Source organism: Brevundimonas subvibrioides ATCC 15264, from assembly GCF_000144605.1.
Taxonomy (GTDB): domain Bacteria; phylum Pseudomonadota; class Alphaproteobacteria; order Caulobacterales; family Caulobacteraceae; genus Brevundimonas; species Brevundimonas subvibrioides.
Genome location: NC_014375.1, coordinates 951423 through 969307, shown reverse-complemented (window position 1 = coordinate 969307; position 17885 = coordinate 951423). Strand labels below are relative to the sequence as shown.

At 70.5% G+C, this 17885-nt stretch carries 16 protein-coding genes; 3 read left to right on the top strand and 13 right to left on the bottom strand.

Going from position 1 to position 17885, the window contains the following annotated elements:
- Positions 1–74 precede the first annotated feature (74 nt).
- Both BRESU_RS04850 and BRESU_RS04845 read right to left on the bottom strand, forming a co-directional pair.
- On the bottom strand, positions 75–1289 hold the full coding sequence (locus BRESU_RS04850; RefSeq protein WP_013268390.1) for a cell wall hydrolase: 1215 nt from the start codon (positions 1287–1289) through the stop codon (positions 75–77).
- A 97-nt stretch (positions 1290–1386) separates the two neighbouring features.
- Positions 1387–1869: a Dps family protein gene (locus BRESU_RS04845; RefSeq protein ID WP_013268389.1), complete on the bottom strand. Its 483-nt coding sequence runs from the start codon at positions 1867–1869 to the stop codon at positions 1387–1389.
- Between the two features lie 216 nt (positions 1870–2085).
- Here BRESU_RS04845 and BRESU_RS16810 point away from each other — a divergent pair, with 216 nt between their 5' ends.
- Positions 2086–5691, top strand: coding sequence for a PAS domain S-box protein (locus BRESU_RS16810; RefSeq protein ID WP_050762467.1), 3606 nt, complete (start codon positions 2086–2088; stop codon positions 5689–5691).
- 1 nt (position 5692) lies between these two features.
- On the opposite strand, the gene BRESU_RS04835 is transcribed toward BRESU_RS16810, so the two are convergent.
- Together BRESU_RS04835 and BRESU_RS04830 are read right to left on the bottom strand one after the other, a co-directional pair.
- Positions 5693–6052, bottom strand: coding sequence for a DUF6481 family protein (locus BRESU_RS04835; protein WP_013268387.1), 360 nt, complete (start codon positions 6050–6052; stop codon positions 5693–5695).
- Positions 6053–6281: 229 nt separating this feature from the next.
- The gene (locus tag BRESU_RS04830) at positions 6282–6464 is read right to left on the bottom strand and encodes a hypothetical protein (RefSeq protein ID WP_013268386.1); all 183 of its coding nucleotides are present in this window, start codon (positions 6462–6464) and stop codon (positions 6282–6284) included.
- Between the two features lie 513 nt (positions 6465–6977).
- Between BRESU_RS04830 and BRESU_RS04825 the strand changes: the two genes are divergently transcribed.
- The gene (locus BRESU_RS04825) at positions 6978–8042 is read left to right on the top strand and encodes a cell wall hydrolase (protein WP_013268385.1); all 1065 of its coding nucleotides are present in this window, start codon (positions 6978–6980) and stop codon (positions 8040–8042) included.
- Here BRESU_RS04825 and BRESU_RS04820 read toward each other — a convergent pair.
- The 5 genes from BRESU_RS04820 to nadA all read right to left on the bottom strand — a co-directional run bounded on the left by BRESU_RS04820 (position 8015) and on the right by nadA (position 12661).
- The gene (locus tag BRESU_RS04820; RefSeq protein ID WP_013268384.1) at positions 8015–8248 is read right to left on the bottom strand and encodes a hypothetical protein; all 234 of its coding nucleotides are present in this window, start codon (positions 8246–8248) and stop codon (positions 8015–8017) included. The two genes, BRESU_RS04825 and BRESU_RS04820, sit on opposite strands and share 28 nt — an antisense overlap.
- Positions 8249–8368: 120 nt before the next feature.
- A complete protein-coding gene (gene nadC, locus BRESU_RS04815) occupies positions 8369–9238 on the bottom strand; it encodes a carboxylating nicotinate-nucleotide diphosphorylase (protein WP_013268383.1) in 870 nt (289 codons plus the stop codon).
- Positions 9235–10746, bottom strand: a complete 1512-nt coding sequence (locus BRESU_RS04810) for an L-aspartate oxidase (RefSeq protein WP_013268382.1) — start codon at positions 10744–10746, stop codon at positions 9235–9237. Before BRESU_RS04810 ends, nadC begins: the two co-directional genes overlap by 4 nt.
- Positions 10743–11588, bottom strand: a complete 846-nt coding sequence (locus BRESU_RS16805; protein ID WP_013268381.1) for a metalloprotease — start codon at positions 11586–11588, stop codon at positions 10743–10745. The genes BRESU_RS04810 and BRESU_RS16805 overlap by 4 nt, the downstream gene beginning before the upstream one ends.
- Entirely contained in the window at positions 11585–12661 is a 1077-nt protein-coding gene (gene nadA, locus BRESU_RS04800; RefSeq protein ID WP_013268380.1) for a quinolinate synthase NadA, read from the bottom strand. The genes BRESU_RS16805 and nadA overlap by 4 nt, the downstream gene beginning before the upstream one ends.
- 210 nt (positions 12662–12871) lie before the next feature.
- Here nadA and ilvA point away from each other — a divergent pair, with 210 nt between their 5' ends.
- Positions 12872–14392 (top strand): threonine ammonia-lyase, biosynthetic, encoded by a 1521-nt coding sequence (gene ilvA, locus BRESU_RS04795; protein ID WP_013268379.1) that lies wholly within the window; start codon positions 12872–12874, stop codon positions 14390–14392.
- 59 nt (positions 14393–14451) lie between these two features.
- On the opposite strand, the gene BRESU_RS04790 is transcribed toward ilvA, so the two are convergent.
- From BRESU_RS04790 to BRESU_RS04775, 4 genes are all read right to left on the bottom strand, one after another.
- The gene (locus tag BRESU_RS04790) at positions 14452–15051 is read right to left on the bottom strand and encodes a methylated-DNA--[protein]-cysteine S-methyltransferase (RefSeq protein ID WP_013268378.1); all 600 of its coding nucleotides are present in this window, start codon (positions 15049–15051) and stop codon (positions 14452–14454) included.
- The gene (locus BRESU_RS04785) at positions 15032–16138 is read right to left on the bottom strand and encodes a bifunctional transcriptional activator/DNA repair enzyme AdaA (protein WP_013268377.1); all 1107 of its coding nucleotides are present in this window, start codon (positions 16136–16138) and stop codon (positions 15032–15034) included. Before BRESU_RS04785 ends, BRESU_RS04790 begins: the two co-directional genes overlap by 20 nt.
- 182 nt (positions 16139–16320) lie before the next feature.
- Entirely contained in the window at positions 16321–17469 is a 1149-nt protein-coding gene (locus BRESU_RS04780; protein WP_013268376.1) for a DUF1700 domain-containing protein, read from the bottom strand.
- A 25-nt stretch (positions 17470–17494) separates the two neighbouring features.
- Complete coding sequence (locus BRESU_RS04775; protein WP_050762537.1) at positions 17495–17794, bottom strand: PadR family transcriptional regulator; 300 nt, start codon at positions 17792–17794, stop codon at positions 17495–17497.
- Positions 17795–17885: the final 91 nt, after the last annotated feature.

Genomic DNA, 17885 nt, shown 5'->3' with positions numbered 1-17885 from the left:
TACGTTCCAAGCTGGGCCGTCTGGCGGAGGGCCTTAAAATGCGTGACGTCGCGGGCGGTTGCACCGCCGGACGGTCAGCCGGCCGGCCGGCCGACTTCCTCGACATCCATCCGGGTCACCCCGGCGGGAGCCGGTGCCAGCGGCGCGGGCGCGATGGCGGGGGCCTCGAAAGTGGCCAGTCGGGCGTTGATGGCCGCGATCTCGTCCGCCGTCCCGGGCCGGCGACCGCCCAGGCTGGCCACGCCGACGACGCGGGTGTGGCCGTCGATCTCCACGGTGCGCAGGTTGGCGCCGCCGGTCGCGAGGACCGCGGCATCGGCGGCGCTGAGGTCGCCCTCGGCCAGTTGCGTTGGCGGGGCGACGAAGCGGGGGCGCGAGAAACGGGCCTCGTCGATCACCGGCTCACGCCCGGCATAGCGCTGCTTGAAGGCAGCGGTCTCGCCGTAGATGCCCTTCCAGCGATAGAAGATGTGCGCGCCGATCTGGGTGATCTTGGCGAGCGTCGGCGACCACCAGGGGTGGACGTAGTCGGCATGATAGTGGGTAGCGGTGCCGACGGCGTCGGCGACATGACCGGCCAGCGCCCGCTCGGCCACGCTGCGGGCTCGGTTCCACGCCCAGCCGACCGGGGCCTGGGCCAGGGCACCGTCGCAGGTGAAGCTGAACTGGCAGCCGGTCGTCCGCTCCGCGCCCTCGAACACCACGCCGCAGACGGTGTTGGGATAGTTGGGATCGCGCACGCGGTTCAGGATGACCTGGGCCACGGCCTCCTGGCCTTCGGTGCTTTCCAGCGCGGCTTCGTAGTAAACGCCCTGGGTCAGGCAGCGCAGCGCCCGCTGACGGTCGGCCTCGGTCGCCGCGTTGAAGACGAACGGCCGGGCTTCGCGCAGCGCGCCCGTGGTCGCCGGCATGGCGGCGTTCATGCGCTGGGCCTCGAGCCCGTTGGTGCCGAGCTCCAGCGACGGCTTGCCGGCCAGTGTCAGGCTCTCCCAGCCCGGCGTCAGCCCGAGCAGGGCCTGGTGGCGCGCGTTGGGGTCGGACCGGATCGCCAGGGCCAGCTGGGCCGGATCCATCCGGGCCGACAGCGCGGCCAGACCGCGTGGCGTCAGATCGCCCCCGGTCACCCTCGCCACCGCCTCGGCCGTGCGATCATCGTCGGAGCGCACCGTCGACCCGGCCGCCATGGCCACGCCCAGGGCCGCCAGGGCTGCAGGCAGGGCCGCCACATAGCGACGGGCACGGGTCTTGACCCGGGTCCAGTCGATCGGTGTGGCGAAGGATATCGGCATAGGGCTTTCGGTCTGAGGCGCGAACGCCGCGAGAACGGGGGTTACCCATCCTTCGCGGCGCTTTTCGGGCCGGGGATTACGGTTCGGTCAGCGGTGCCTATCGGCCGCCGAGGGTCGACCGCAGCATCCAGGCGAACTTCTCGTGCGCCGCCAGACGCTGCGTCAGCAGGTCGACCGAGACGTCGTCGCCGTCGTCATCGGCGATCGTCAGGGCGGCCCGGCAGGTGGCGATGACCGTCTCGTGGTCCTTCATCAGCTCCTTCAGCATCGTCGGCGCGTCCTTCTCGGGATCGCCGTCCTTGATGGAGGTCAGGTTGGCGAAGGCCGAATGGGACTGAGGCGCGAATTCGCCCAGGGCGCGGATGCGTTCGGCGATCTCGTCCAGCGCATTCCAGATGTCGCGATACTGCTGCTCGAGCAGGTTGTGATAGGTGAAGAACTCCGGACCGCGCACGTTCCAGTGATAGCCGTGGGTCTTCAGATAGACCGCGAAACTGTCGGCCAGAACCTTGCTGAGCTCCTGGGTCACATTGGTGCGTTCGGCCTTGGTCAGGCCGGTGTCGATGGTGGCGGCGGTCATGGGATCTTCCTTTGGCGGACGTCGGGGACGGCGTTGAATTAGGCATTCGCGCCCGGCGCGCCAACCCGTGGCACGGGACCGGACCGAAAATGCCACGCTTGCGATCCGACGGGAACGCCCGGACCGTCAAAGCGTTGCGGCAGATCGCGCGGATGCGCGGACGGGGGTTTGATGGGCGTCGCTGGGGGGACGGGTCGTGGATGGCAGCCGGAGGCGATGATCGCCCGACTCGCCCGCGTCGGCGCGCGCCCCTGGTGGCAGGCCGTTCTTCTGGGCCTCGGTTTTGCGGCCACGGGTCTGACCCTGCGCTGGGCCGGCAGGGCCTTCTACGGCGAGGTTACGGGATTCATGATCCTGCTGCCGGCCGTCATCCTGGCGGGGCTGGCGGGGGGACGGATCGCCGGCGTCGCGGCGGTTCTGGGCTGCCTGTTCGGGGGCTGGATCATCGCCGGGCCCGATGCGGTCGGCGTCGGCATCGCGTCGCGCATGGGGCAGGTCGCGACCTTCAACTTCGTCGTCGTCGGTCTGTTCGCCACGCTGGTGGGGGCGGCCCTGCGCAAGACGCTGGCGCGCCTGGACAGGACCGTCGCCGATCTGGGCCATAGCGAGGCCCGCTTCCGCACGGCGATCGATGCCGTCCGGGGCATCCTGTGGACCAACACGGCCGATGGCCGGATGGAAGGGGATCAGCCCGGCTGGGCCGCCCTGACGGGTCAGTCGCGTGAGGACTATCAGGGCTACGGCTGGTCGAACGCCCTCCATCCCGACGATGTCCGCCCCTCACTGGAGGCCTGGAACCAGGCCGTGGCCGCCCGGACCGTGTTCGAGTTCGAACACCGCGTGAAGACCGAGGCCGGCGTCTATCGTACGTTTGCCGTCCGGGCGGTGCCGACCCTGGATGCCTCGGGCGACCTCGTCGAATGGGTGGGCGTCCATACAGATGTAACGGATGCTCGCGCGGCCGACGCCGCCCTGCGCCGCAACGAGGCCGAGCTGAAGGCCATGGTCGATCAGGCGGCGGCGGGCATCGCCAAGGTCGGGCTGGACGGCCGGGTCGTCAGCGCCAACGCCCGGTTCGCCGAGCTGCTGGGGTTGACCGAACAGAGCATCATCGGGGTCTCCACGGGCGACGCCAGCCACCCGGACGACGTGGAGGCCACGTTGAACCTGCTGTCCGACGTCCTGTCGGGGGGCGACGGCAGCCAGATCGAGAAACGCTACATCCGGCCCGACGGCGCGATCGTCTGGGCCCTGACCAGCCTGCGGGCGCTTCTGGACGACAGCGGCAAGCCGGACGGCTTCATCGCCGTCGCCGTCGACATCACCGATGCCAAGGCCGCCGAGGTCGCTCTGCGCGAAAGCGAGGAGCGGTTCCGCCTGATGGCCGACACCGCCCCCTCCCCCGTGTGGCTGACCAATGCGGCCGGAGAGGTCGAGTTCGTCAACGCGGCGCTGGTCAGCTTTTACGGCAAGCCGGCGGACAGCTTTCTGGGGCTGGCCTGGAAGGCCTCCGTCCATCCCGACGACATCGACGGCGTCAACGCCATCCAGGCCGAGGCCCGGCTGGACTTCAGCCCCTACGGGTTCGAAGGCCGCTTCCTGCGCCACGACGGCGTCTGGCGCTGGATGCGGGTGTCGGTCAATCCGCGCTTCGACGGATCGGGCGCGTTCCAGGGCTATGTCGGCCTGTCGTTCGACGTCACCGAAACGCGGGAAGCCCTGGACGCCCTCGCGCGTCAGGAGCGCCGCCAGCGCTTCCTGCTGGAGCTGGCCGACGGGGTGCGCGAACTGGAAGACCCGCAGGGCATCATGGACCATGTCCAGAGCGTGCTGGGCCGGATGCTGGGGGTCTCGCGCGTCGGCTACGGCGAGCTTTCCGAGGACCGACTGACCGCCACCCACATGCCGGACTGGGTCGAGGGCGTACCCAGCGCGGCGGGCACCTTCCGATTGTCGGAGTTCGGCGGCGGTCTGGAGCCGGACCTGCAACTCGGCCGGACGGTCGTCGTCAGGGACGTCGCGACCGACGGGCGCACGGCGTCGTCGCGCGCGGCCTTCGATGCGCTGTCGGTCGGCAGCCTGATCGTGGTGCCCCTGTTCCGGGGCGGGGACATGCGCGCCTTCCTGCAGATCCATTGCCGGACACCCCGCGAATGGACGCCTGAAGAGATCGCCCTGATCGAGGACGTGGCGGAGCGCACCTGGTCCGACGTCGAACGGGCCCGCGCCGAACTGGAGGTCCGCGACAGCGAGGCCCGCTTCCGCGCTGTGGCCGACACCGCGCCCGTGCTGATCTGGGTCACCCAGCGCGACCGTACCCGGTCCTTCGTCAACCAGGCCTATGTCGACTACATGGGCGGGGACTACGAGACCGTCCGGACCGCGGACTGGCGCAGCTATATCCACCCCGAGGACCAGGCCCGGCTGGTGGAGGAATCCGTCGCGGGCGAGGCCACCCGGCAGCCCTTCGCGCTGGAGGCTCGCTATCGGCACCACAGCGGGGAGTACCGCTGGCTGCGGTCCTTCTCGCGACCGCGCCTGACCCTGCACGGCGACATCATCGGCTTCGTCGGCGTGGCCTTCGACGTCACGGACGCGCGCCGGGTCGAGCAGGACCTGAAACGCATCAACGAGCTGCTGGAAGACCGGGTCGGCGAAGCGCTGGCGGAAAAGGCCAAGGCCGAGGCGGACCTGATGCATGCCCAGCGGATGGAGGCGGTCGGCCGCCTGACCGGGGGCGTCGCCCACGACTTCAACAACCTGCTGACGGTCGTCATCGGCGCGCTGGACCTGATCCTGAAGTCGCCGGACGACGCCGCGCGCCGCCAGAAGTTCGGCGAGGCCGCCCTGTCGGCCGCCCGGCGCGGCGAGCGGCTGACGCATCAGCTGCTGGCCTTCTCGCGTCGGCAGGCCCTGCGCCCCGAGGCCATCGATATCAATGCCCTGATCCGCGAGAGCGACCCGCTGCTGCGGCGCGCCGTCGGTGAGGCGGTATCCTACAGGCTGAAGCTCAAGCGGGGCGGCGCGCGCGTAATCGTCGATCCGGCCCAGTTCGAGGCCGCGCTGCTGAACCTGATCGTCAACGCCCGCGACGCGGTCGCCGAGCGCGCGGCACCGGACGGCGGCACGATCACGGTCCAGACCCAGGCCTGCGACGTCGAGGCCGGACACGTCACCGAGCTGGCCGCCGGCCACTACGTCTGCATCACCGTTTCGGATACCGGCGTCGGCATGGCTGCCGAGACCCTGCGGCGGGTGTTCGAACCCTTCTTCACCACCAAGTCGGTCGGCAAGGGCACGGGTCTGGGCCTCAGCCAGGTCTACGGCTTCGCGCGCCAGAGCGGCGGCGGGGTGCGTATCGAGTCCACGGTCGGTCAGGGGACGCAGATCACCCTGTATCTCCCGCCCCTCGCCGCCGAGGAGGCCGTGACGGCGGTGCCCGTGCCGCCGCAGGCGGACATCTCCGGCCAAAGCCTGCTGCTGGTCGAGGACGACACCAGCGTGGCCGTCATCGCCGTCGATCTGCTGGGGGGCATGGGGCTGGAGGTCGAGGCGGTCGAGACCGGGCCGGACGCCCTGGCGGCCCTGGCCAGACGCCGCTTCGACATCATGCTGTCCGACGTGGTGATGCCCGGCGGGATGACGGGCTTCGAACTGGCCCGTCAGGCGGCCGACCAGTATCCCGGGATGCGGATCGTGCTGACGTCGGGCTATGCAGGCGACGACGTCGATGCGGCCCTGGCCGAAGCCCCCTGGCCCTTCATCCGCAAACCGTATTCAGGCGAGCAGCTGGCGGCCGCGCTGGGCCGCCAGGAGCGGTAACCTACCGCCGCGCCTTGCGGGCGGCGTAACGCGCGTCGCGCGCGGCCTTCTGCTCTTCCTTGGTGAGCTGCTTGCGCTCCTTGCGCGCGGCCCGCTTCTCGGCCTCGATGGCTTCCTCGCTGTTGCGCAGCTCGGCCAGGCGCGCTTCCTCGCGCTCCTGCTTGATCCGGCGTTCCTCGGCCTTGGCGGCCTCGTGCTGCAGGCGCAGCGCTTCCTTTTCCGCGGCCCGCTTCTCGGCCAGTCGGTCGAACTCGGGGTCGGTCACGGTCGGCTTGGGCTTGAACTTGGCCAGCAGAGCCTTCTTGGCCTCCTGCTGCGCCGTGATACGGTCGTTGAAGCCGGTCTGTTTCAGATCTCTCATGCGAGCGGTCGGTCGTCCTTCGAAGGGTTGGGTCGCCCGTCCGGACAAACCGGACGCAGCGATCGGGAGGCTCCACGGCGTCCGGCGGTCGGCAAACCCGAATCTGCGCCGGAAATCAAGCGCGCAGGCCCGGTATTCGCCAATCCGGGCCGTTATTGGGGTCTATCGTCGCGTCAGGGCCGCACGCGGATTACGCCATATGGGGACGATCGCGCGTCGATCCAGCCCCTCAGTCCGGCTTGGCCGCCTGTCCGACGGCCGTACCGGCCGCGCCGCCGACCGCCGCCCCGACCGGACCGGCCACGATGGCCCCGGCGACGGCCCCCGTCGCGGCGCGCTGTTCGATGGTCTGTCCGCAGGCGCCGAGCGCCAGGGCGGTGAGGGCGAGCGTGGCAAGGGCGGTGCGGCGCATGGCTGGAGTCCTGTCGATGATGATGAGATCGGAACGTGGCCGTACGGCACAGGTTCCGCATCCTCCCGCGCCCTGAGCATGACGGCCGGTGTCGCAGGCATCAATTACAGTATATCGGCCCGCCCAGAGTGCGTATCGGCGCCCCTATAATCTTTTGTGACGCTGCCTGTGCATCCGGATACAGTCTTCGCATCGAAAGCCCCGTCCGGAACATGACGTGGTGGTTTCCGTGCTCTATATTCGGCGCAAGCCTGCGACGAATGCTGCACTGCAGCGCGAATTTGCGAATCAACCACATTGGCGCCATAAACGGATGGCTTAAGGCGCTTTCTTCGACGGTCTCGCGTTCACCGAGCCTCGATTCGCAAACCGGCCCGCGACACACCCTGTCGCCCGGTTCTGCAGACGACCAAGGGGCAGCTTCCCGCCCTGCTGAATAGGACGACGCCTTTGTTCCATCCCTCGCAGACGCGTGCGATATCGCGCGCCGATCGTGTGGCCCGTATCCGGCCCATGACGGCAGCTGCGGTGTTCGGCGGCGTGCTGGGGCTGGGAATCGGCTGCGCCTATCTGGGCGGGACCGTCGCCAAGGCGACGACCGTGCGCGCCCAGGCCGAACGGCTGGAGGGCGCCACCTCCGCCGGCTTCACCGAGGAAGCGCTGGCCGCCGCCGCCGGGGGGCTGGACGCCAGCGCCCTGACCATCGCGCGCCGCCACGATCCCTATACCGTCGCCGGGTCTGCCCAGCGCGACCGCCAGACCGAACTACTGACCGCGCGGCTGGAACAACTGCGTCCGCAGGGGGCCGGCTCCGACCTCCGCCGCGCCAGCCTGACCACCCTGTCCGACGCCGCCCGCCCCTTCCATCTGGGCAGCGCGCTGGACGACAGCCGCGACCTCGAATGCCTGACCCAAGCGGCCTATTACGAGGCCCGCGGCGAAGGGGCCGACGGCATGCGCGCCGTGGCCCAGGTCGTACTCAACCGCGCCCGCCATCCCGCCTTCCCGAACAGCGTCTGCGGCGTCGTCTTCCAGGGGGCCGGCCGCCGGATCGGCTGCCAGTTCAGCTTCACCTGCGACGGTTCGATGCGCGCCCCGGTCAACCGCGCGGCCTGGAATCGGGCCCGCACGGTGGCCTCCGCCGCCCTGTCAGGGTCGGTCTACGCCAGCGTCGGCAACGCCACACACTTCCACACGACGGGCGTCTCCCCGTCCTGGAGGAACTCCCTGCTGCGGGTCAGCCAGGTCGGCAGCCACGTCTTCTATCGGTTCGGCGGCCGTTCGGGCTCCAGCACCGCCTTCGCCTACCAGACCCGTCCCTCGACCGGCGGCGACATCCAGCGCGCCGTCTACGCGGGCATCGACCCCCAGACCACGATGCGCCAGGCCGGCGAGGCGATCGCCTATACGGCGCTGGTGGCCCAGGAAAACCTGACGGCGGCATCCGCTGCGCCGACGGAGACGACCCGGCCGGCCCCCGCACCGACCGCCCAGTCCGTGCCCGCGGCCCCGCAGGTCCAGACCGCGCCCCTGTCGGCGTCCTCCACCGATCAGGCGGGCTCGACCCCCACGGCTTGATCGTCGTCCGGGACCTGGTCGTCCCGCACCGTCCAGCGGTTCATCCGGTTGTCCTTGAGGGTGCCGTAGTCCGGCGAGACCTCGCGTTCCGCCTGATCGCTCGCGCCCGGCAGGCCGGTGAAACCCGCCGGCAGCCCGCTCACCGACAGCTCAGGTACCGCGACCGTATCGTCCCGGGTTTCGGGGGGCTCGCTGGATCGATCCATCGTCTGGCCTTCATCACGCCCCGCGTGGGAAACGCCCCGGTGCACCCTCCGTTCCGGGAGGGGGCGGGGGTGCCGGACAGCCGGCGCGTCAGGGCCAGGGGCCGATCGCGCGCTGCGGGGTCAGACGGCGTCGAGGCCGATATCCAGAACCGATGCCGAATGGGTGAGCGCACCCACCGAGATCACGTCCACGCCCGTTTCGGCGATGGCGCGCACGGTCGACAGATTGACCCCGCCCGAGGCCTCCAGCACCAGCCGGTGCCCACCGTCCCGCGTCCGCCGCACGGCCTCGGCCAGCCTCGCGAGGTCGAAGTTGTCCAGCATGACCACGTCGGGCCCCTCGCCCGCCGCGACCATGCCCAGGGCGACGTTCAGCTGCTCCAGCCCGTCCACCTCGACCTCGACCTTCATCAGATGGCCGACGTGGGCCCGCGCGGCGCGGACCGCCGCCTCGACCCCGCCGCAGACGGCGATGTGATTGTCCTTGATCAGGATGGCGCCATCCAGACCGAAGCGGTGGTTGATCCCGCCGCCACAGCGCACCGCGTGCTTCTCCAGGGCGCGCAGGCCCGGCGTGGTCTTGCGGGTGTCCGCGATCCGGGCTCCCGTCCCGGCCACGGCCTGCACATAGTCCCGCGTCAGGGTGGCGATCCCGCACAGCCGACCCAGCAGGTTCAGCGCCGTCCGCTCGGCCGACAGGAAGGCCCGCGCCTCCGCCTCGACCTCCGCCAGGACGGCCCCGGCCTCGAAGGCGTCCCCGTCGCGCATCCGCAGGTCGATCGACGCCTTCGGATCCATCTCCAGCACCGCCAGCCGCGCGCAGTCGATCCCGGCCAGCACGCCGGGCTTGCGCGCCGCGAACACGGCCCGCATGCGCGCAGCCTCGGGGATGCAGGCCGCAGCCGTCACATCGCCCGCCCGCCCCAGATCCTCGGCCAGGGCGGCGCGCACGATCGGCAGAATCAGGACATCGGGAAGCGACGGGATCATGCCGCCGCCATCGCCTCGATCCCGACGCGACGCAAGCGGGTGTGCCGCGCCACACTGGCCGTGTCCGGATAGTCGCTGCGGTAATGCCCGCCCCGGCTCTCGTGCCGGGCCAGGGCCGCCTCGACGATCAGCCGCGCGGCCACCAGGGCCGGGGCGGCGCCATGCGCGGCTTCCAGCCGGTCGATCAGGGCGATCTGACGCCGCAGCCCGTCACCGTCGCGCACCACGCCGCAGTCCGCGCTCATCCCGACGCGCATCTCCAGCAGGGCCGCGGCGGGCAGGTCGTCCATCACCGCCCCGACCACGACCGGCCCGGTGGTGGCCGTCATCGTCGCCGCCAGCCGTCCCGTCCGCCGGCCGAAAGCCGCCGCTTCCAGCAGGGAATTGGACGCCAGACGGTTGGCGCCATGCACCCCGGTCGCGGCGCATTCGCCGACCGCGAACAGGCCGGGCAGACTGGTCCGGCCGTCCGGATCGGCCGCGATGCCCCCCATGTGATAGTGGGCCGCCGCCGCCACCGGGATCGGGGTCACGCGCGGGTCCAGGCCGGCCTTCATGCAGGCGGCGAAGACGGCCGGGAACTCGGTCGGGAAATGCGCGCCGATGGCCTTGGTCGCGTCCAGCAGGGCCCCGCGTCCCGCCGCCCGCGCCGCATGCACGGCCCTCGCCACGATGTCGCGCGCCTTCAGGTCCGCGTCCGGCGCCTCGCCCAGCAGAAAATGCCCGTCGCGATCGATCAGCCGCGCACCGTCGCCGCGCAACGCCTCGGTCGCCAGCGGCATGGGATCCAGACCGACGTCGATGGCCGTGGGGTGGAATTGCACGAACTCGGGATCCAGGATCTCGGCCCCCGCCGCCCAGGCCAGGGCCATGCCCTCGCCCTTCAGCGCGGTCGGGGTCGTGGTCGCCCCGAACAGCCCGCCCGCGCCGCCGGTGGCCAAAACGACGGCCGTGGCCAGAACCTCGACCAGCGTCCCGCCCGGATGTTCGATCACCGCGCCGCGCACCCGGCCCGTCTCGTCCTGGATCAGCGACCGCAGCCGCGCATCCTCCCAGACCGTGATGTGACCGGCGGCCCGGACCGAGGCGACCAGGGCCGACAGGATCGCCCGCCCCGCCCCGTCGCCGCCGACGCGCGCCACCCGCGCCATCGAATGTGCGGCCTCGAGACTCACGGAGAATTCGCCCGCCGCATCCCGGTCGAACGGCGCGCCCAGCGAGGCCAGCCATTCCACGGTGGAGCGCCCCTCGTCGGTCAGGACCTCGGCCGCGTGATGGTCGACCAGACCGGCCCCGGCCGCCTCGGTGTCCTTGAGGTGGAGCGCCGGCGCATCGTCCCTCGACAGGGCCGCCGCCACGCCGCCCTGGGCCCAGGCGCTCGACGCGGCCTCCAGCAGGGGGGCCGGGCTGATGACCAAAACCGGTTTCGGAGCCGCCGACAGCGCGGCCGACAGGCCCGCCAGGCCGCCGCCGATGATCAGCGGGCCGTCGTGCACGATCCGGCTCATCGGTCGAAGCCGATGAAGCGGGCGGCGATGTTCAGGGCCTCGGTCGGAGAGCCTTCGGCGATCGGCAGCAGCACGCCCAGACCGGCCGCCGCGCAGGCCGCGCCGGTCAACAGGAACAGTCCCAGCGACTTGCCGGCCTGTGGCCAGGTCAGCTTCTGCTCGCCCGGTCGCCAGGGCCCACGCTGCAGCGCGCCGAAGACGGAGATTCCGAGGAAGACGGCGAGGATCCAGCGGCCGGTCGAAAAACCCCACCACACCACAAGGGCTCCGACCGCGATCAGGGCCACCTTTTCGACCATGGGATCGATCCGCGCCAGCACGGGGCCCAGCGCCTTGGACCCGTCGAGAGGCGGCGCGGGGGCCAGGTTCACCAGGTTGATCATGGCGATGATGAAGGCACCCAGCATCCATTCCGGGTCGCCGGTCACCAGCCACACACCGACCATCGGCAGCACGGCCAGCAGACCGAACGCCGGCCCCGCCAGCGATACCAGCACGCCGTGCCATTCGCTGTCCGGGTTCCGCTGCCCGCGGGCCAGTCCGCCCAGGAACGGGATGATGTAGATCTTCGCCGGGCCCATCCCCAGACGGTTCATTGCCAGCACATGGCCGTACTCGTGCACGAACAGACCGAAGATCGCCGCCACCGCGACGATCCAGCTGCCCGACGTCAGCCAGATGAAACCACCCAGCAACAGCGTCGATCCGATCGCCCAGGGCAGGCTCTGGCCCTTGTCGATCGACGGCGCGCCGGGGCTGGAGGCGGGCACGGCCGTCGTCGGCGACGCGGCCGGTGCCGTGACGCGCCCGTCGCGCGAACCCCAGGGACCGATGTCGCTCATATCAGTTCCACCGACACATGGTGCCGGGCCTTGATCATGTCATAGCGGGCCGGCACCAGCGGCGGCGGCAGGTCGATCATCCGCTGCACGGCCAGGGCCGCCGGGGCGATCATCTCTTCCGGCACCGTGACCTCGAAGCGCATGTCGCGCAGGCAGTCGCGGATGTTCTCCAGCGTGATCCGCTTCATGTAGGGGCACAGGTTGCACGGGCCGATGAAGTCGACCTCGGGCACGTCGCCCTTGATGTTGGCTGCCATCGAGCATTCGGTGATCAGCACCACCTGACGCGGCTTCTTCGCGGTGATGTAGTCGGTCATGGCCGCGGTCGAGCCGGCGAAGTCGGCGGCTGCCAGCACATCCTCTGGGCATTCCGGGTGGGCCAGGATCTCGGCGCCCGGATAGGCCTGGCGCATCTCCTCGATGTCGGCGGCGCGGAACCGCTCGTGGACGATGCAGCGACCCTTCCAGGCGATGATGCCGACAGTCGTCTGGGCCGCCACATTGCGTGCCAGGAATTCGTCGGGGATCAGGATGACCTTGTCGACGCCCCATTCCTTCGCCGCCCACTCCACCACCTGGACGGCATTGGCCGAGGTGCAGCAGATGTCGGTCTCGGCCTTCACATCGGCCGTGGTGTTCACATAGGTGACGACGGGAATGCCGGGGTAGCGCTGCTTGATCAGCCGCACGTCCGCCCCCGTGATCGCCTCGGCCAGCGAACAGCCCGCCTTCAGGTCGGGGATCAGCACGGTCTTGTCGGGCGACAGGATCTTCGACGTCTCGGCCATGAAGTGCACGCCCGCCTGCACGATGACCTTCGCGCTCGAACGGGCTGCTTCCTTGGCCAGACCCAGGCTGTCGCCGACATAGTCGCCGACGCCGTGGAAGATCTCGGGCGTCATGTAGTTGTGGGCCAGGATGACCGCGTCGCGCTCCTTCTTCAGGGCGTTGATCTCGGAGATCAGGCGCGCCTGGTCCGGCCACTCCATCGGCGTGACGAAGTCCTTGACCTTGGCCCAGACGGGCGCGGTTTCCTCGGCGATCTTGCGATCCAGCTGCAGACTGACGACCAAACCGGCCTCCCCACACTTATGCTCAAAGTTAGCATAACTGGAGGCAATATAGGCCGATGGCGGAGGCGTGCAAGGGCAGGGCGAGAGACAATAGCGCGCGCCGCGCGCCACGAAGGCCGACGCCGGATCGAGACCGATCGGCAAAAGACGGTCGCAAAAATCGCGTCTGTGGGATAGTTCGTTCTATATCTGCCGCCAGACGTCATCTTCATGCAAGAAACACTCCGTCGCATCCTGACCGCCCGCGTCTATGACGTGGCGATCCAGACGTCGCTCGACCACCTGCCCGGCCTGACCCGCCGGCTCGGGCGCGCGGTGCTGCAGAAGCGCGAGGACCTGCAGCCGATCTTCTCGTTCAAGATCCGAGGGGCCTACAACAAGATCGCCACCCTCGATGCCGGACAGCTGGCGCGTGGCGTCATCTGCGCATCGGCCGGCAACCATGCGCAGGGCGTCGCCTTCGCGGCCCGCAAGCGCGGGACCACCGCCACCATCGTCATGCCGGTCACCACCCCGCCCATCAAGGTCGCGGCCGTGCGCGCGCTCGGCGGCCACGTCATCCTGCATGGCGACGCCTTCGACGAGGCCTTCGCAGAGGCCAGCCGCCGGGCGGAAACCGACGGCGCGGTCTTCATCCACCCCTTCGACGATCCCGACGTCATCGCCGGGCAGGGCACCGTCGGGCTGGAGATCATGCGCCAGCATTCGGGTCCGATCGCCGCCATCTTCGTGCCCATCGGCGGGGGTGGCCTGGCCGCAGGGGTTGCCGCCATCGTCAAATTCCTGCGTCCCGGGACCCGCGTCATCGGCGTCGAGCCGGTCGACGCGGCCTGCATGCAGGCCGCGATCGCGGCAGGCGAGGTCGTGACCCTGCACCAGGTCGGCCTGTTCTGCGACGGGGTCGCCGTGCGCCGCGCGGGCACCGAGACCTTCCGCCTGTGCCGGGACCTGCTGGACGAGATCGTCACTGTCGACAACGACGCCATCTGCGCCGCCATCAAGGACATCTTCGACGACAGCCGCGCCGTGGCCGAGCCGTCCGGGGCGCTGGCGCTGGCGGGCCTCAAGGCCTGGGCCGCCGCCCATCCCGATACGGGCGAAGGCGCGCTGATCGCCGTCAACTCCGGGGCCAACGTCAACTTCGACCGCCTGCGCCACATCGCCGAACGGGCCGAGATCGGCGAGGGCACCGAGGCCCTTCTGGCCGTCGCCATGGCCGACGACCGCGCCGTCTACAGCCGCTTCCTGTCCGCGCTGGACGGCCGCTCGGTCACCGAGTTCAACTACCGCTGGTCGGGCGAGGGACGCGCCCACATCTTCGTCGGCGTGGCGCTGAAACAGGGGCCGCACGAGAAGGACGACCTGATCACCGCGCTGCGGTCCGGCGACTACGACGTCGAGGACATGAGCGACAACGAGACCGCCAAGCTGCACGTCCGCCACATGGTCGGGGGCCGCGCCACCGGCCTGCCGCACGAGCGGATCCTGCGTTTCGAATTCCCCGAGCGGCCGGGGGCCTTCCTGCGCTTCCTGAACAGCCTGAAACCCGCCTGGGCCCTGACCCTGTTCCACTACCGCAACCACGGCGACGATGTCGGCCGCGTGCTGGCCGGGATCAGCGTCCCGCCCGCCGAACAGCCCGCCCTGACCGCCGCCCTGGCCGAGCTGGGCTATCCCTATGTCGACGAGACCGACAACCCGGCGACCAGGCTGTTCCTGGAAGCGGTGTAGCAATCCTCCCCCGTTGGGGGAGGTGGCGCGACGCGTCTTCGCGGCGTGACGGAGGGGGCTTACCGCAGACTCGGTGTGCGGGTCCGGCCCCCTCCACCACTTCGTGGTCCCCCTCCCCCGACGGGGGAGGATTGCACGCCCTCATGCGCCAGCAGCCAGCGCTTGCGCTCCAGCCCGCCCGCATAGCCCGTCAGCGTCCCGTTCGCCCCGATCACCCGGTGGCAGGGCACGATCAGGGCCACCGGGTTCTGCCCGTTCGCCAGCCCCGCCGCCCGCACCGCCTTCGGCGACCCGACCGCCGCCGCCAGCTGGCCATAGCTGCGCGTCTGCCCCGCCGGAATGGCCCGCAGCGCGGCCCAGACCGCGGTCTGGAATGCCGTCCCCGCCGTCTTCACGACGAGCCCGTCCAGGGCCCTGGCGTCTCCGGCGAAATACCGCTCCACCGCCCCCCGCACCGCTTCCGGCGTACGGCCCGGCACCAGGGTCGCCGCCGGCGCATGCCGCCCCAGCAGCCGCATCATCCGCGGCTCGAAATCCACGAAGTCCAGCGCCCGCACGGCTCCGTCCGCATCGGTCACCAGCAGCACCTCGCCCACCGGCGTGGCGATCCGGTCCAGGGTCAGGGTCAGGGTCAGGGTTTCAGGCTGCGCGTTTTTCATCGTCTCTCTCCATCAGGTCCGCGCCCGTGATCCCGGCCAGGCCGAGATACAGCGCCCCATAGGCTCGCCAGGGCCGCCAGGCTTCCGCCCGCGCCGCCAGCCCCTCATCCCCCAGCCGGTCGGAGGGCGCGTCCTCGCCCGCGTCGACCCAGGCGCCCGGCAGCCGCAGCCCCGGCCGCGCCTCGACCAGGGGCCGCAGCACCGCATCCGCCGACAGGTCCCGCGCGATGGCCTCCGGGTCCGCCGACAGGTCGAATACCCGCCGGACCCGCGCCAGCACCCCCGGCAGGGCCTTCAGGTCCGAGGCCTCGACCCGCACGTCCAGCCGTCCCGGCTGGCCCGGCGTCGCGGTCACCGTGCCGGTCGCCCCGTCGACCGGCAGCGCGAGATCGCGCGACCAGACCCGACCCGTGACCCGGTCCCCGCGCGCGACCAGCGCCTCGAGCATCGCCTCCCAGTCATAGGGCGGGCGATAGCTGAGGCTAAGCTTCACGCCCCCGTCCGACACCCGGTCCCGGCGCCGCCGCAGCTCGGAGGGGGCCCGCCCGTACAGGGCCTGAAACGTCTCGTTGAACCGCCGCACCGACCCGAAGCCCGAGGCCAGCGCCACCTGCGCCATCGACAGGTCGCTCTCCTGGATCAGGGCCTTGGCCAGCAGGACGCGCCGCGTCTGGGCCACGCTGACCGGGGCCGCGCCCAGATGCTGGCGGAACAGCCGCCGCAGCTGCCGCTCGCCGACCCCCAGCCGTCCGGCCAGGGCGTCGACATCGCCCTCATCCAGCGCGCCCTGCTCGATCAGGCTCAGCGCCCGGCTGACGGTGTTCGAGGTGCCGCGCCAGGCCCCCATATCGGGGGCCGTCTCGGGCCGGCAGCGCAGGCAGGCGCGGAAGCCCGCCTCCTCGGCCGCCGCCGCCGTGACCACGAAGATCATGTTCTGGCGGTTCGGGGTCCGCGCCGGGCAGACCGGCCGGCAATAGATCCCGGTCGTCTTCACGCAGCCGAAAAACCGCCCGTCGAACCGCGCGTCCCGCGTCAGGGCCGCGCGGTAGCAGGCCTCCTGATCCAGCGTGTCGGCGCGCGTTTCCATGCCGCGAAGATGCCTCCGGACGCGGCCGAAGTCTCGCGGTTTTCGGACTTATCCTCCCCCGCCCTTCGCGGGGGAGGGGGACCGCGACGCGCTGGCGTCGTGGTGGAGGGGGCGGCCCCCGACACTGTGCGGGCGTCCGCCCCCTCCACCGCTCCGCGGTCCCCCTCCCCCGTTCCGCTGCGCTACTCGGGGGAGGATCGGAACAACCGCCCGAGGCTCGTGACCGCGCTCCAGACCAGGCTCAGTCCCATGAAGGCCAGCACCCAGGTGCCCACGATCGACAGGGTCGAGGCGATGCCCGCCACGTCGCGCGGCCCGTCGCCCAGGGTTCGCACCAGATCGAAGTCCAGCAGCGCCAGATCGCCGGCGATCCTCGCGCTGTCGGTCCCGGCCGACAGGATGAACCAGTCGCCGGCCTGGAAGATCGTCCAGGTCAGCCACAGGCCGAACCCGGCGACCAGGAGGGTCAGCACCGCCCGCATCCTGACCGCCTGCGGCTGGAGGACGGTGAAGATCGCCACCCCCATCTGCGCCAGCGCATAGGCGAGGATCGGCACGAACAGCGCGGTCCAGATCGGAGCGGGGCTCAGCCGCGCGGTCTCGCCGTCCAGCGCCATCACGCCGATGCCGGGGAAGTGGACCGCCCCCACCCACCACAGGGCGAACATCCCCGTTGCGATGAAGGTGAAGGCCGCGTCACCCACCACATTGGTCTGGCGCATCCGCAAGGGGCGAACGCGCAGCGGCTTCGTGCTCGCCTGGGCCTGCATCCGCTCGCCCGCCGACTTCGCGGCCATGCCCCAGGTGGAGGGATCGGACAGGCCGAAGGCCCCCAGATCCTTGACCCGCCAGTCGGTCAGCCATTTCGGCCGGATCGCGTAGTGCTCCATGACCGCGCCCGCGACCGTCAGCGACCCGATCAGGGTCAGGCCCGCGCCGAAGAAACCGTGGAAGGCCTGGGCGATATCCTGTCCGAAGTTCGCCGACCCGCCGATCAGACGGATCACCAGCCCGAGCGCGAACACCGCGCCCAGGATCAGCAGCCCCGCCTTGGCCCCGTACAGCCAGTACGGAAACAGCTCCGGCCCGATCAGACTGTCCGGACCCTTGCGGTAGCGCGCCGCCACGACCAGCGGATGGCCGATCTCCTTCAGGATCGCCTCGCGCTCGTCATCGGTCAGCGACCGCCCCGTCTCCTCCTCGCGCGCCTCGACGCGGCTCAGGATCAGGTCCTTCAGCTCGGCGATGATGTCGTCGCGTTCCTCGACCGGCAGCTGGGCGGCGACGGCCTCCAGATAGCGATCGATCATGTCTTCGGTCTTGTCCGTCATGACGGCCCCCTCAAATCCCGGAATGTCAGAGAATCTTGTCGAGCGAGGCGTTGATCGCCCGCCACTCGTCGCCCAGCCGGGCCAGCAGCTGCACCCCCAGGGGCGACAGCACATAGAAGCGCTTCTTGCGCTTCTCTTCCTCGCGCCATTCGCTGTTCAGCAGGCCTTGGCTCTCCAGCCGGCGCAGCAGCGGATAGAGGGTTGATTCCTCCATCTCGAGCCCGTCGGCGGCCAGGGCCTGGCGCAGCGTATAGCCGTACCGCTCGGTCCGCAGGCAGGCGAGCACCGCCAGCACCAGCGACCCGCGTCGCAGTTCCAGCCGCATCGATTCAAACAGGTCGGCGTCGACGGTCACGCGTTCGGTCCTTCACGTCACATAGTGTGTGACGCACAGTGTATGCCGCATACTGTATGAG